This is a genomic window from Sphingobium sp. TomTYG46 (assembly GCF_055396345.1).
On sequence record NZ_AP027324.1, the window covers coordinates 1,604,283 to 1,619,229 of the forward strand.

Annotated in this window: 14 protein-coding genes; 2 read left to right on the forward strand and 12 right to left on the reverse strand. The window is 59.3% G+C overall.

Features of this window, described 5'->3' with window-relative positions:
* Window positions 1-373 precede the first annotated feature (373 nt).
* On the reverse strand, window positions 374-1,948 hold the full coding sequence (locus ACZ5YV_RS08175; protein ID WP_464787182.1) for a glycosyltransferase family protein: 1,575 nt from the start codon (window positions 1,946-1,948) through the stop codon (window positions 374-376).
* A 326-nt stretch (window positions 1,949-2,274) separates the two neighbouring features.
* A complete protein-coding gene (locus ACZ5YV_RS08180) occupies window positions 2,275-3,330 on the reverse strand; it encodes a sulfotransferase (RefSeq protein WP_464787183.1) in 1,056 nt (351 codons plus the stop codon).
* 218 nt (window positions 3,331-3,548) lie between these two features.
* Between ACZ5YV_RS08180 and ACZ5YV_RS08185 the strand changes: the two genes are divergently transcribed.
* Both ACZ5YV_RS08185 and ACZ5YV_RS08190 read left to right on the forward strand, forming a co-directional pair.
* A complete protein-coding gene (locus tag ACZ5YV_RS08185) occupies window positions 3,549-3,980 on the forward strand; it encodes a sugar 3,4-ketoisomerase (protein ID WP_464787184.1) in 432 nt (143 codons plus the stop codon).
* 81 nt (window positions 3,981-4,061) lie between these two features.
* Window positions 4,062-5,024: a glycosyltransferase family 2 protein gene (locus tag ACZ5YV_RS08190; RefSeq protein WP_464787185.1), complete on the forward strand. Its 963-nt coding sequence runs from the start codon at window positions 4,062-4,064 to the stop codon at window positions 5,022-5,024.
* Window positions 5,025-5,054: 30 nt separating this feature from the next.
* Here ACZ5YV_RS08190 and ACZ5YV_RS08195 read toward each other — a convergent pair whose 3' ends face one another.
* The 10 genes from ACZ5YV_RS08195 to ACZ5YV_RS08240 all read right to left on the reverse strand — a co-directional run bounded on the left by ACZ5YV_RS08195 (window position 5,055) and on the right by ACZ5YV_RS08240 (window position 14,875).
* Window positions 5,055-5,969: a hypothetical protein gene (locus tag ACZ5YV_RS08195; RefSeq protein WP_464787186.1), complete on the reverse strand. Its 915-nt coding sequence runs from the start codon at window positions 5,967-5,969 to the stop codon at window positions 5,055-5,057.
* Between the two features lie 91 nt (window positions 5,970-6,060).
* Complete coding sequence (locus ACZ5YV_RS08200) at window positions 6,061-7,152, reverse strand: DegT/DnrJ/EryC1/StrS family aminotransferase (RefSeq protein WP_464787187.1); 1,092 nt, start codon at window positions 7,150-7,152, stop codon at window positions 6,061-6,063.
* 362 nt (window positions 7,153-7,514) lie between these two features.
* A complete protein-coding gene (locus tag ACZ5YV_RS08205; RefSeq protein WP_464787188.1) occupies window positions 7,515-8,852 on the reverse strand; it encodes a class I adenylate-forming enzyme family protein in 1,338 nt (445 codons plus the stop codon).
* Window positions 8,849-9,088 carry an acyl carrier protein gene (locus ACZ5YV_RS08210; RefSeq protein ID WP_464787189.1) on the reverse strand — a complete coding sequence of 80 codons (240 nt, stop codon included), beginning with the start codon at window positions 9,086-9,088 and terminating at the stop codon, window positions 8,849-8,851. The genes ACZ5YV_RS08205 and ACZ5YV_RS08210 overlap by 4 nt, the downstream gene beginning before the upstream one ends.
* Window positions 9,081-10,883 carry an HAD-IIIC family phosphatase gene (locus tag ACZ5YV_RS08215; RefSeq protein ID WP_464787190.1) on the reverse strand — a complete coding sequence of 601 codons (1,803 nt, stop codon included), beginning with the start codon at window positions 10,881-10,883 and terminating at the stop codon, window positions 9,081-9,083. The genes ACZ5YV_RS08210 and ACZ5YV_RS08215 overlap by 8 nt, the downstream gene beginning before the upstream one ends.
* Entirely contained in the window at window positions 10,883-12,067 is a 1,185-nt protein-coding gene (locus ACZ5YV_RS08220) for an SDR family oxidoreductase (RefSeq protein ID WP_464787191.1), read from the reverse strand. The genes ACZ5YV_RS08215 and ACZ5YV_RS08220 overlap by 1 nt, the downstream gene beginning before the upstream one ends.
* A gap of 2 nt (window positions 12,068-12,069) precedes the next feature.
* Window positions 12,070-13,134, reverse strand: coding sequence for a 3-oxoacyl-ACP synthase III family protein (locus ACZ5YV_RS08225; protein WP_464787192.1), 1,065 nt, complete (start codon window positions 13,132-13,134; stop codon window positions 12,070-12,072).
* Window positions 13,135-13,192: 58 nt separating this feature from the next.
* On the reverse strand, window positions 13,193-13,864 hold the full coding sequence (locus tag ACZ5YV_RS08230) for an MBL fold metallo-hydrolase (protein WP_464787193.1): 672 nt from the start codon (window positions 13,862-13,864) through the stop codon (window positions 13,193-13,195).
* On the reverse strand, window positions 13,865-14,575 hold the full coding sequence (locus ACZ5YV_RS08235; RefSeq protein WP_464787194.1) for an SDR family NAD(P)-dependent oxidoreductase: 711 nt from the start codon (window positions 14,573-14,575) through the stop codon (window positions 13,865-13,867).
* A 3-nt stretch (window positions 14,576-14,578) separates the two neighbouring features.
* Window positions 14,579-14,875: a hypothetical protein gene (locus ACZ5YV_RS08240; RefSeq protein ID WP_464787195.1), complete on the reverse strand. Its 297-nt coding sequence runs from the start codon at window positions 14,873-14,875 to the stop codon at window positions 14,579-14,581.
* Window positions 14,876-14,947 lie beyond the last annotated feature (72 nt).

Consider the following 14,947-nt stretch of genomic DNA (forward strand, 5'->3'; position numbering starts at 1 on the left):
GAAAGTTTTTATGCGAATAGCAGCCGCCATCTAGCGGAGCGGCAACCCGCCTGCAACCGGTCATTGCGAATGAGGCCGTTAACTACCTGAAAAGAGCCGCAAGCTGACCGAAAGCGACTGGACAGCGCGCACCGTTAAGTTTCAGGCATGCTTCCTCGCCCTGCCGGACACGGCACAAGTCGGCCCGCAATCGATGACGGATCGCGTTTTCGCATTGTACAACGAGAAATGCACTGCATCGGTTCGAGGCCCCTTGATATCCGCGCGGGCGGGGACTGGGGCAGTGCCGGGCCGCGATCGGCGCCGGTGGTGCTGAGAACTGCCCCGTCGGGCATGCGCCGGTCCTTACGAGTCAAACCCACGCATCGCGCCCCTAACTTATGGAAAAGGTCGGCTCGCGCCCCTCGTGCCGTCCATACTTCACGAAATGGTAGACAGGATCGACCCCCTCCCGCGCCACATCGGGATTGCGGGACAAATAGGCGTCGCCGTCGAATTCAAGGCGGACGTATCGCTGGCTGACGGTCTCATACAGTTGCCTTTCCTCAGGCGTAAGGCGCTTTACGGCCCTCAGCATCTTGCGGCCCGGCGACTTTGCGTTTCGCTTTGCGCCCCACAGGCCAAGGATCATCCTGAGTCCGGCCAGCGCGCGGGCAAAGTAACCCACAGAGGTCGCCTTACTGAATTCCCCAGCGGCGGCGGCAGACGCAACGGCCTGCCGCGTGGCCGGGGAGGGGGAGCTTGGAGCGACATCGAAGACGAACCGCTCGATCGTCGCCTGGACGCGCAGCCGTACATTCGGGGTTTGCAGATGCGCCATATCAAGAACCGCTCTGATCCGGTCCTTGTAGTCAAAGCCCTGAGCGACCAGGCTGTTGCAGCGCGCCACGATCTCCATCCGCTCGTCGGGATGTTCGAGGTAATGCTTGCACAGGCTATGCAGGTGCGGAATGTCCCTATACGTCAGCACTGGGCAATCATCGCCAAATATCCGATAAAGATCGGAATCTTCCTGATATTTGGTGATGAGAAGCGCGTTGGACGCCATCGCTTCGATCACGCGCCCCCCGATCGCCTTCCTGTTCTGTATGTTCGGCGTATCGATGGTGATAAGCGAGCTTTGATAAGCCTTCAGCAATTCGGCTTGGGTGTCCAGCCTGCCGTCGTACTGGAACACCTCCCCTGCGCCTTGAAGCAAGGTAAGCGGCGTAATCCAGTCCTTGTTTCCGAACACGGCGATACCAAGATCCCTGAGGCTTGCCACCGCCTCAAGCCGATCGCGGCTCGTTATCAGGTCGGACAGGACGCGCTTGAAGTCATCCGGCCGCATGCCGATCTGTTCGAGATCGTCAGCGAAATCGTACTTTGTCAGTGCCGCTCTGATGTCCAGCTGATGATCGGCCGCCAGATCCCTGGCGATATTCTCGATCGCCAAAGGACCTTGCCGGCCTTGAGCGCCGAAATGCCGCAGAAGGTGAAGCGCACCGCCAACATCCAAATAACTGCCGATGAACGAAATGTTATGCTGCGGATTAGGCGCGATGGCGTTGGCCAGATCGACCGATGTCGCATGTGGCAGAAAGACCGGCTTTTGCCGCAAATATGGGCAGGCTTGCTCAATTTTCTGCCGAAGTTCAGTATTGTAGCAGACTACAATATCCCGTTCATCGAACGAATTCTGCCAGCTCCCAAAGCTTTCATGGACGAAATAATGTTCGACATCATCGAACAACCACCGGACCACCGGGACTTTTATATAGTTCCGGATAGTCTGGGTCATTCCATGGCTATTGACCGAAATCACCAGATTAGGCTTTAATCTCGCAATCCGCTTCATGATGAGCTGCTCGGTGGCAGGCGACCTGATCTTCGTCATATTTTCGCCGACTAAATCGAAACCCACCATGACATGAAGCGGAATGCCCAGCACTTCAAACGCATTGATCATCCCGCTCCAGGGAGAACTGAACTTTGAAGATTCATCGCACTTTGGAAAGATCGCAAGGATTGTCATGATCTGCTTTTGCCGATTGCTAAGGGTATGGTCGGATAAAGGGAATCAGTATTCCGAATGAAAATCAAGTTATGTCACATCTTCAAGCCCAACGAATGCGCCAACTATTTCGGATCGTGCGCTATGAACCGGAAGTAGTAGAAAACGCTCTAGAATTCGAAAGGAGGGGTGTACGCCCCCATATCTCGAAGCCACCGCCTCACCTCCGCACCTGACACGGCTCGCCTTGCGCATGCTCACCAGCAATGACGATCCGCCGATCATGGCGAAAGAGGATCCGCAGCAATGGCGAACAGCGCTCGGGCCGTTTCGCCGCAGCGATCATTGATGATCTTCGCCGTTTCGGGTTCCACGAAGGCTTGGTGTCTGCCGACCGAAGCCGCGCTGAGCTGGCCCCCATAGAGATCCGTGTTCCAAGGATCGCCTTCGACCCTTGAGTTTACCCAAGTACTTTGCGTCAATCCGTCGGGGCAAAGATCGTCGAACCCGAACGCTGCCAGACGGTCAAATTCTTCACCGGCCACCAAAGCATTGTAGGATACGAGGATCAACCTGTCGCCCAGATGCCGCCAATGCTGGATCAATTCGGCGTAAGCGCCATTGTATTCCGCACAGGCGTATTCGATGTCCGCCGGCCCCGGTTTGACGCTTCTCGATTTTTCCATCACCTCCAACCTCGATGAAACCGCATCCAGAGGATCGCGTATCATCACCGCGAACCTGGCTTCCGGCAGCAAGTAGGCTAAGATATAGAACGATGCCGTGAGGCACGGATCCTTGAGAACCAGCGCTTCACTGCTGCCCAGAAATCTGCGGAACCGCGACAGAACCTGGCGCAGGACGTCCGCGTGCAAACCACACATGTCCTCAACACCATCGAAATAATCGTGCGTGTGCACCTCCCACGCATCCAGCGCACGACGGTACGGCTCCATGAACGCGGTCAGGTAACTGCATTCCGCGATATAGCCGTTGGTGCGTGGCGATGTGCAGATCAGCCCTTGAAGCAGCGTCGTGCCCGTACGCGGCGCCCCGCCAACGAAGATCAGCGTATTCGACCTGCGTCGTAACGCCTGCCGGTCGCGCGTGAGGTCCGATACGGTTTGATGCAGCCGCGCGTTCTCCTGCTGCACAGCCAGCAGCCGGTCCGCATCACTGATGTGAGGGTCGCCATACTTCCTGCGCCAGCGATGATAAGTCTGCTCGGTGACCCCGATGCGAAGGCATGCTTCCCGCACCGCGCCGCCCTGTGATAAAACCAGCTCCGCCTGCCGCAGCTTAGCGACGATTTCTTCCGGCTTGTGGTTCCTGGCCATTCGTTTGCTCCTTGCCAACCTTCTGTAGGAGCTTCACGAGAAATTAGACAAGGCGGAATCAATTGCTTCGGATACATCCCGGGTGACCACCCCCCGTTCCTGAGCGGGTTCGCATTTATGCCCGCGTCCGCCCGGCAGGCCTGTCCGAAGAGACTTGACGCCCTGTACGCCCCGGTCTAGCTGCAATAAATTCAGGCAATTGGAACTTGTGCGGCGGCATGGCCATTAACAACATGAAAAAGTGGCATAAAATCAACTTTGCCCGGATCACCGACGAACGCGGCTGCCTGAGTGTGGTCGAGGGCGGGAAGGACATCGATTTCAACATCGCGCGCGTATACTTCCTGTATGACCTGACGGAAGACGCCGTACGCGCCGCGCACGCCCATCGCGAATTGCATCAGGTCTATCTGGCTATGAGCGGAAGCTTCGACGTCCACCTAACGGACGGGCAGGTTTCCGAGACGGTGAGGCTGGACAAACCCGATTGCGGGCTGGTGATCCGCCCCGGTGTCTGGCGCGAGATCGACAATTTCTCGCCGGGCGCAGTCTGTTTCGTGCTGGCCTCGGAAGTCTATCGCGAGGAAGATTACATACGCGATTACGATGATTTCGTGAAGTATGCGGCGGAACAGCTGGTAGGGGGGTAACGCTCAGCTGCAGATCGTTACTTCCGCACGCCGGAATGCAAGCGCAGCGCCGATCCGGGCAGAAGTGAGGGCGATCTACGAATGCAATCCGTTACGCCCCTGGTCAGCGCACTCGTAACAACGTTCAATCACGAAACGTTCATCGCGCACGCCATCGAAAGCCTGCTAGATCAGACGTATCCAACGGTAGAGATCATCGTCGTCGATGATGGCTCCCTAGACAGCACGTTCGACCTTGCCTGCAGCTATCGCAGCCGCGGAGTGCGCGTGTTGCGCGGGCCTCGCAAAGGCCCGAGCAGCGCCATGAACATGGCGATGGCCGAAGCGAAAGGCGATGTCTTTCTGCTGCAGTCGGGCGATGACATGTCCCATCAGACCCGCGCCGAAGTGCAGGTCCGTGCGCTTGCCGACTGCGATCTGCATGCCGGTTTGCCGACTCTGATCGATGGTCACGGACGATCGCGGCCGGATGGCGATTTCCCGGTCTTCTTCCGGGAAGCACCTGCAGATATGAAGCAGGTGTTCAAGTCGCTGTATGAAAGCGGTAACTTCCTGTGCGCATCGGCCGTCGCGATGAAGCGGACGGCATGGGAAAGGATCGGCGGCTTCCATCCAGGCCTGTTGCAGTTGCAGGATTACGAATACTGGCTGCGCGCGCTGACTGCCGGCCTTGTCCTGACGGTTGCTCGGGACAGGCTTGCTTCCTACCGGATTCACGACAACAATCTGTCCGTTTCGCGCCACGACGTTCGCATGCATCGCGAACTTGGCACGATCTTTCGGTTCCTGGGGCCCCGCATCCCGACCGAGTTCATGAATGCCATCCTTTATGACGGGTCGTTCGATGGCCTGGGCTCGGATCATGTCGATCGGGACATCCTCACGGCGCTGCTGTTTCTGCGCCATCCAGTCGAAGCCGTGCGGCAGATCGGGATCGATGGCCTGATACAGTCGCTGGGGGACGCTCGTCTGGCAGCGGATCTGGAGCATCAGCTCGGCCTGTCCTTCCGGACGGTTTTCGATCTGCTGCTGGTGCGCGCCTGACTTGCGCCTTTAGGGCCTGCAATCGCAGCCTTAAAGAAGCTGGACCCTGCACAGATGGCCCGGGTCCATCGTTACGATGCGGATGCCTTCCAAAGGACTTTCCGCCAGATGGCGACGCATCGCCGGTGCAGCCATCGTATCGACCAGTAGGCTGATTCCGGATGGCGGCACATCCGGCCGGCGCGCTACGGCCCGCACTATCGTTTCCTTCAAATCTGAAATGCATTGGGCGGAACCGGGGTTGCATCCCAGCGCCGTCACTGCGTTGCGGATCATGGGGGAAACGGCATAGCGCACCCGAAATGCCCGGTAGCGCCCTGGCTGTGCGCCGTCCCCGTCCGGCAGGTGTACGCTGATACCGCTGAACTGTTCGCGGCTTCCCCCCAACAGGACAGCACTGGCGCCGGGAGCGGGCCTTTCCTCCGGTGCCGCCACTTTTGCGAAAATCCATCGGGGCGTTGCCGGGGAAAAGAACGAGCTGGCATCAACGCCCGAAATCATTCGATCAAGCGTAGTATAGTATGGGATATACCCTAGCAGATCGTCAACCTCATACGTGGCGGACACGTCCGGATCGAAGACGTGCTTCTCTGCATACGCTGGATCGCACCAGGAATTGGGCAAACGCCCTTCGTGTCTGCCCCACTCTAAATAGTGCCGATACAGATCGAGGCCCGCCCCGCGCACATCCGCGTTGGTTTCCAGATACCAGCGGCTGTCGAAAAACGGCGATGGACTGCGCCCGTCTACCGAGTTTGACTGCAGGAAATGGTCGAGCGGATCGACCGACGCCGCGCCGGGATAAGCCGCCCGATACCAGCCACTGTCGAACAGGGGATTAGGTTCCAACCCAAGCGTGTCGCGATGCGCGCAGAAATGCTGCCAGGCGGATTCCTCTCCCACAAGGCCATGGCGACGCGCGTACCACGCCGGATCGAACAGCACGCGCCTGTCAAGCCTGGCTATCTTCGGTTTCGATCGGAACACGGCGTGACCATTTCCTTGGGCGAGCCGGGCATCGTCCGGCTCGCAGGGTTCAGAAGGCGTTGATCGCGTCCGCGACCTGCCTGACTTGATCGGCCGTGATGTCCGGCCACATCGGCAGGGACAGCGCGGTCTCGGCAAGCCGGTCCGCTACAGGCTGCGGCGCGATCGCCAGATCGGCATAGGCCGCCGATGCTCCCGGGGTAATGGGATAGTGGATGAGAGAGGCGCATCCCGCAGTCTTGAGATGCTCCATGAGATCGTCTCTGCGCTCCGTCGTAACCACAAAGAGATGGTAGACGTGCCGGGTCCAGTCAGCTTCCAGCGGAAGGACGATCTTGTCGTTCCCGCCAAGCAGTTCACGATACAATGCGGCTGCGGCGCGCCGACGATCGTTTTCAGCTCTCAGCGATCGCAGCTTCACGCGGAGGACGGCGGCCTGCATCTCGTCCAGACGGGAATTGAAACCCACTTCGTCATGATGGTATTTGCGGGTAGAGCCATAATTGCGCAGGCGACGGACATTGTCCGCGATCCTGTCATCATTCGTCGTCACCGCCCCGCCATCACCCAGCGCGCCAAGGTTCTTGGTCGGGTAAAAACTGAAACCTGACGCGTGTCCCACGGTGCCGGCAAGTCGGCCCTTGTATTGCGCGCCATGTGCCTGTGCCGCGTCTTCGAGCACGAAGAGATCGCGGCGGGCGGAAATATCCATGATTGCGTCCATGTCTGCCATGTGGCCGAACAGATGCACCGGCATGATGGCGCGCGTCCGATCGGTCAAGGCAGGTTCGATGCGATCGGGGTCAAGCGTGTAGGTCCGGGGATCGATCTCCACCGGCACCGGTATCGCGCCGACATGCGACACCGCGAGCCAGGAGGCGATGAACGTCTGCGACGGCACGATCACTTCGTCGCCCGGCCCGATGCCTGCCGCGCGCAAGGTCAGGCTCAATGCGTCTAGGCCGTTGCCGACGCCTACGCAGTGCCGCGCATCACAGAAACTGGCAAATTCGCCTTCGAACGCAGACGTCTCGGATCCCAGAATGACATTCCCGCTGTCCACCACGCGCGCCACCGCATCGAGAATGTCCTGTCGGTTGGCCCGAATGGCGTTCTTGAAATCGACGAAGGGAACGTTCATGCGCGCAAAATTCCTTATCAACCACTGTTACGATGTCGCGTCTCATCCACACGCACAAGCAAGCAGGCAATAACTCGCCTGTCCGGGCCTCTGAAAGCTCACGGCGCTCAGGCGCGGATTAGATACACGGCTCGGATTTATCAAGCTGATAGCCATCTCATCCTGCGCGAACGGAACGGTGACTGCCTACGGCGTTCACCGGTCCCTGTTAACCGCCTTTCCCAGGATTTCTCCGACCGAAGCGGAATAGCCTGGTTCTTCACCACGGCACCGGACCGAAGCCGCGCGCGCATGCACACCCGGACTTTCAACCGCACTTATGCCCCCCCCTTAGACGCTGAGGGCGGCACGGCCTGTTCACGTCACTTTCTGATCTTTTTCTGCCGAACCGAATTGAAGCCCTCGGTGGAGAGAACGACCTTCGAAGGCGCTTTGTACGGCGTCAGATGCGCAAGGCAGGCCGCACGGATGCGCTTTTTTAGCGAATCGACATCCTCCGGCTCGGTGACGCGGACCTTGGCGACGACGATCTGGCCGAGGATGTTGTGGGCTTCACCGAAGACGGCGGCGTCCTCAATGTTGTCGAGGCCCATGATGACGTTCTCAACTTCCACCGGATAGACCTTCTGCCCCCCGACGTTGATGATGTCCGTGACGCGGCCAAGAATCTTGAACCATTCTCCTTCGACGACGACTTCATCCTGCGTATTGAACCAGCCATTTTCATCGAACCCGCTGGGAGCGTTCAGATAGCCTTCCATCCGGTATTCCGACTTGATCCACAGGATGTTGTCGCGCACCTCCGTTTCGAAGCCCTGCCCGCCGATGCGCAGCCACAGTGAGCCGTCGGGGCGGGACTGCGATTGCAGCACGCCGACTTCCGAAAGGCCATAGGTCTGCTGCAGCACCGCGCCGGGGAACGCCTTCTGCAAGCGGTCCAGCGTCCCCTGTGGCATGACCTCGGTTCCATAGGTGATGCGCTTGATGGACGAGAGATCGTGCGTTTCGTGACCACGCAGCATTAGCAGCAGGTTGAGGAACGAGGGCGTGACTGGCAGCAGTTCGACCTTGTACGTCTCGATGGCCTTGCATAACATCGGAATTGACCGGTCATCGATGGTGACCAGCGTGCCTAGGCTCGACGTGATCGCCAGAATCGTGTTGATCCCGCCGAAATGGTCGATCATCAGGAACGGTATCGTGATGAGCGGTCGGCGCTGCTTGCGAAACTTCTCTGCTACGCGGTCGAAGTCATGCAGGATCGCCTTGGGAGCGCCCGTCGATCCCGAGCTGAACAGGATCAGCCCCGCATGACCCTTGGCAATGAAGGTGTCCAGCAACGCGTTTTGAACCGAGATTGTCTTGGGGGCGATGTCGAAGGAGCGGCCTTGTTCGTCGAAAGAGACGATCCAGTCCGAACCGCAGACCTGCAGTGCGACATCTTCCTCGACCACCGACTGGCGGCTGAGCGGGATAACCATGCACCGCGCGATCGCCAAGGAGACGAGCATACAGAACACTTCCGGCGAGTAATCTCCGACGACGACCACCTTCTGCCCGGCCGCGATCTTCTCGGCCTCAAGACGGGCCGAGAAGGTCTCCACCAGCGCGCAGACCTCGCCGTAGCTGACTTTTCGTCCGTTGTGCACGAACGCAACGGTTTCGCTGTGCTCGCGAAACCGTTCGACGAGCCACTTCATGCCTTGCCCTCGAGCAGTTCCTTCATCACCAGCTTGATGAGTGCATAGGATGTCAGATCACCGGCCTCTTCATCCGGAACCGAGACGCCGAATTCTTCCTCAAGCGAAAGGATCAGGTCCATGTGCTTGATGGAATCCCACGCCTCTATCGTATCCATGCTCGAATTTCCATCGATCTCGGTCGGTTCGATCTCCAGAACAGTGGCGATAACCGACTTTAGCTTCGTTTCATCCAACACTGGTCACCTTTATCCATGGGGATTTTTGAGTTTCAAGCTGATCGACGCCCAGAATATAGGCCCGCTTCTGCGCTACTTTGTCCTCGGCTTCGATCTGGAAGCCGAGACGATCATAGAACCGTTCGACCAAGGCATTCTTGGGCGTCTTGATGTAATGGCCGCGGATGGTGCCGACGCCGCGCGCGGCGGCATCTGCGGCGATAGTAGACCAGATCGCTTCCTCAACGCCGCGGCCGATTACCCGACAACTCATCAGGAAGGCCTCGACCTCGGCCGTATTGCCTGAGAAATTCACTACCACAACGGCGGTCAGGCCGGCGCTGCCGAACTTGTCCTCGACCACTACGGAGTAAACGCAGCGATCGGGCGATGCCATCGCTGCGGCGATTTCGCCGGGCGTGTACCTGCGCGTTGTCACATTGAACTGGTTGGACTTCTGGGTCAGCTCGCTAATGCGTGGCTGATCGGCCTCGGAATCGCGAGTGATCTGTATCCGCAGATCAAGCGAGGCCAGATACTCTTCCTGCGAGGCGAACTGGGCGCGGGTCCGTTCGGCAGACAGTTTTTGCTTGTACTGCTGCGACTTGGCCAGGCTTTCCGCGCTGACCCCGCCGGATACAAACAGCGCCTTGATCTGCTCCACGACCGCCAGATATTCGCTGATGTTCGGCGGCACCTGGAATGTGCGGACGCTGGGCACCTGCGAGCGGACGCCTTCCAGCTCGTAGGAGGAATCGTCGAGAAATACGATGCTATCCAGTCCGACGTTCAGTTCGCTGGCGATCGCGCGCAGGTTACTGGACTTGTCATCCCAGTTGATCTTGCAGATCGTGAGATGTTCCGCCCCGATCGGCATGTTGGGATGCGAGGCCAGGACCTCCTCGACGTCGGCCGGGTTGTTCTTGGTGCACAAGCACAGCACTGTGCCCGCCTGCTGAAGCGCCAAGATTTCCTGCTGCACCCGCCAGAACACGTTTCCCGGATAATCGAACGGCGAAAGCTTTATGCCCTGCAGCAGATCCTCGCCGATTACCCCGCCCCACAGCGTGTTGTCGCAATCGAGCGCCAGAACCTTGTAGTAATACTGCCCGTAGCCGCGGGTGGCGGCGGCGATGCCGCGCCCGATCTCGTTCAGCATCGCCAGCGAATAGGGCGCCTTGGCCTGCGCGTAGAAACGCCGATCGATCAGGCCGCGCAAGCCCACGTTCGCGGCGAAGGCCTGGAAATCGACGGTCTGCGCACTAGAGAACCCGGCGACGACATCCCCTATCGTCGTGCGGAACCGATCCAGCGTGTCTGCTACGGGATCCGGGCCGATCAGCCGTACCTGCGGCCAGGCGCGGTGCATACCCCCGACGAGGATCTGCGGCACATTCGGGCAACGGGACAGGGCAATCTGATACTGGTCGGCCAGATCGCCGCATACCTGATCGACGATCGCAGCATCCATGCCGGCGCCTAGGCGAGCTTCGAAAGCCGGCAACAGGTTGTCGAAGAACGGAATGGCCAGCACGTAATCGACGCCGGACTGTGCGAACGTCGTGAAATCCGGGACCAGGGTGTCATACCCGCCAACGACCACCTTGAGGCGTACGCCCGCCAGCAGGGCATGGCGGCGCAGGTAGATCGCCAGACGGTCCACTTGGACGTTCGACGACAGGCCGATGGTGCGGTCCACAAGCGTTTCGTCGCCCTTCTCCCACTGGGACACAGCCTTCTGGACCTGCAGAAAGCTTGCTTCCGTATCGGCTAGGGTGGCGCGTAAAGGGCCAATATCGAATGGCACGCCCATCACATCGAAGACCCGCCGTTCACGGACAAGGTATGCCCGTTGATGAAGGCTGCACCGTCCGAGGCAAGAAACGCAACAGCGGCGGCCACGTCAGCCGGTGTCGAAAGGCGGCGCAGAGGTGTCTGGCGGGCGATCATCAGCTGCATCTTTTCGGAAATGTCGCCGATGAGCGATGTTTCCGTCATTCCGGGGGCGATGCTGTTCACCGTCACGCCGGCGGGGCCGTACTCGGCGGCCATCTGGCGCGACATCGCCGCCAGCGCGGACTTCGCAATCGTGTATGCGGCCCAACCGGGGGTGGGGTTGGATTCCACCACCTGCGAGGTGATGTTGATGATCCGACCGGCACCCGCCGCGCTCATGTGCGCGAAACAGGCAGATGCCATTTCGAAGGCACCGCGCAACTGCACGTCCAGATGCTTCTGGACATCTGCCCAGTCAACGGACGGGAGCGACTTCGATCCGATGGGCGGCGAGGCGTTGTTCACTAGGACGCTGACGCCGCCGAACGCGTTCAGGCACGCCTTCAGCACCGCTTCCCCGGTGCTGGCGCTGCCCGCGTCCGCCTGCACCGCCAAGGCCTTGCCTCCGGCGGCCTGAAGCTCTGCCACGAGCCGGTCCGCCCGATCGCGCGAGCGGGCATAGGTGATGACGACGGCATAGCCCTCTGCGCTGAGACGGCGGCTTATCGCCGCGCCGATCCCGCCGGCCCCGCCGGTCACGATGGCAACTTTCGCGACGGGAGCGGCGACCGGCTCGGCTACGGTCTTGGCGACGAGCACCTTCACCTTCGCCCGGCCGGAAAGGATGACCTCGTCGTTCTGGTTGGTAATCGTGGTGTCAAGTTCGAGCAGACGATCCCGGTCGTGCTTCTTCAGGACGGTGCAGGAAACCAAAAGATCGTCGCCAAGCCGCACCGGCCTGCGAAATTCAATGTTCTGCGAAACCCACAGGGCGCCGGGGCCGGGCAGCTTCGTGCCGATCACCGTCGAAATGAAGCTGGCGCCCAGCATCCCGTGGACGACGATTTCCTTGAACGGTGTCGTCTGGGCATAGTCGCGATCGACGTGCAAGGGATTGTCGTCGCCAGTCAGATCGACAAACCGCCGTACATCCTCTTCGCTGATATGCTTCGTCAGCGTGCGCACATCACCAACGGAGATGGATTCAAAATCGGCAAACATGCTCAAACCGCCTTAGCGCTGGAGACGTTGGACCAGCGCCAGACACTGGCGCCAAAGTTGAAGCCGGCACCTACTGCGGCAATGACAACATTGTCGCCCTCTTTCATCTTGCCGTTCTGCACTGCTTCGCTGAGGGCGATCGGCACCGATGCCGCGCCCGAATTGCCGATGCGCTCGACGTTCGTGTAGGTCGATGCCATATCGCGACCCAGCTTGCGCACTAGGTATTCGATCAGCTTAAGGTTCGCCTGGTGGAAGATAAAAAAGTCCGCCGTTTTTGCTTCAATGCCGGATTTGTCGCAGGCTGCCTTGACGACCTTAGGGAGGTGCGTGATCGCCTGTTTCCAAGTCGCGATGCCGTTCAGTTCCATCGTGTCGATCGCGGGATCGAAGAGCCGGTCGGGCTGCGCCCATGTCGAGCCGCCGCCACGCACGCGCACCGCTTCGTAATTCGAACTGTCCGTGTGGAACGCGGATGCGACGATGCCGGCGCCCGGCCGACGCCCTAGGATCACCGCGCCGGCCCCGTCGCTATGGTAGATGGCGGCATCCGAGTTGGAGCGCGAAATGAAGCGGCTGTTCATTTCCACGCCGATGACCAGGGCGTTGCGGATTTCGGGGTCTAGCCGCATGCGGTCGCTGGCGACCGTCAGCCCAGTGACGAAACCGGCGCAATTCGCCTGCACATCGAGCATCTGGCCGCCGCGAACGCCCAGGTCTGCGTGGATCTTGGCCGCCAAGGCGGGGAACCGATAGTCGGCGGAGAACGTGCAGCAAACAATGATGTCGATGTCCGAGGCATCAATGCCGGCGCTTGCCATGGCATCCCGGGCCGCGCTGAGCGACAGGCCCGAGGCCGTTTCGTCGGCCGCGGCGAGATAGCGGCGTTCGATGCCCGTCTTCTCCACGATCCATTCAGGCGTGATGTCCAGATTGGCACACAAGGTCTCGTTGTCTTCGACCACGGAACCCAATTTGTGCCCGACGCCGATGATGGCGACGCCGCTATAACCATTGATCATCGTACCGTTATCGGCAGACGGACGAATCTCATTACCATCGGTCACAATCACAAATCCTAAGCTGACAAGTTTTATCCAGATCGAAAAGCGCCGGCTTATCGGTTCATTGACAGGTTTGCAGGTTGAGAAAGTCCTGCAAGGCGCGATTGTCGGAACGGATCGCGCCGAACGGGGACGTTCGCCCATGACCGGGACATATCAAGGTATCGTCCGGGATCTCGTCCAGCACTGCCTTTAAGCTTGCCCGCAGCAGTTCAGGGTCTTCCCCGGGGGTCTTGGAAAGGCCAATGCCCGAAGCGTAGAGACTGTCGCCGGTGAAGCATGCATCGCCGATATGAATAAAACAGCTGCCGGGCGTGTGTCCGGGAACGTGCCTATACCGCACCGTAACATCATCCACCGCGAACACCCCCGATTCACCTTCGAAAAAAACAAAGCGGGGCATCCTGACACGCGACTTCAGCTTGAATGCCATGAGCAGGAAATTAGCCGCCTTCGCAATTTTCTGGTCCTGCACATGCATATGGACCTCAAGACCGAAACGATCTTGAAATACCGCCGCCGAGCCCATGTGGTCGAAGTGACCGTGCGTGCATACGACAGCCTTCAGCCGTCCGCCGATACCGTCCAAGGCATCGGACAGGGCGTCCGCATCCAAGCCGGTATCAATCAGAATCAGATTACCGGTAGCGGCGTCACGCCAGAAATAGCTGTTCGACGGAAATTCGCCGGCGTGAACCTGCCAGATACTGTCGGTGATCTGACGCAGGGACATTCAGTTGACCCCACCGATGAACACGGTCTGCGCGGTGATGTACGAGCTGCGTTCCGCGACGAAGAAATCGATGACGTTCAGAATATCGTCGATCTTCGCGAAGCGGGGGACGGGCAGACCGGCGATGATCTCCTCGATCTTGTCACGCGGAAGCTGCGCCAACATGTCGCTGTCAATCGCGGTGATGCCCACGGTGTTGCAGGTCACGTTAAACGAGCCGAACTCCTTCGCCATGACATTGGCGATGGTGCTCAGCCCAGCCTTGGTAGCGGCATAGATCGAATCCCCCATCGGTTCCAGGCTAGCGGCCATGGATCCGATGTTAACGATACGGCCCCACTTCGTCTTCCGCATGAATTTCGCGGCTTCGCGCGAAACGAAGAACGGTGCGAGCAGGTTCACGTTGACCATCGCCTGCGCCGCTGCGGGCGGCATTATCATCGCGTATTGCGAGGTGAGCACCGCCGCATTGTTCACGACGATATCAATCACGCTGGTATGCTTGCGGATCTGCGCGAAAATCGCCGTCACCGCCGATGCATCGGCTAGGTCCACGCTGAAATGCGCGTACTTCGGATGATCGATGCTGGCTTCGCCACGGGCCAAACCCAGAACGCTGCCACCCTGATCAAGGATATGAAGCGCAATATCGCGGCCCACGCCGCGCGTACACCCCGTTACGATCGCGGTCTTATCGAGATAAGCGGTCATCGTTTACTCTTGCAGAAGTTCGGTGATGTAGTCGATCAGCGTACCCACAGTGTCGAACGGCGAGGGCTGGCGGCTCATTGCACGGTCGTCGGTCAGGGCTATGGGTGCATCGAACTCGCTGCCGACTTCGGTTTCCACATCGACGATGACCGAAACAAGAGAAAGGGAATCAACCGTTGAATCGTCGCCAAACAATACTGACGCCCTGTCGAGCACTATCTGGTTGCCATCCGGTTGCTCCTCATTCAGATTTTTGAGCGCACCGAAGACAATTACTTGAACTTTACTTTCGAGGTCCATTTTTTTTCAAACTCCATCTCGCCAGCACGCGGCGAGCCTTCCAGATGGGCAAATTAACCCTATGAAAATGTA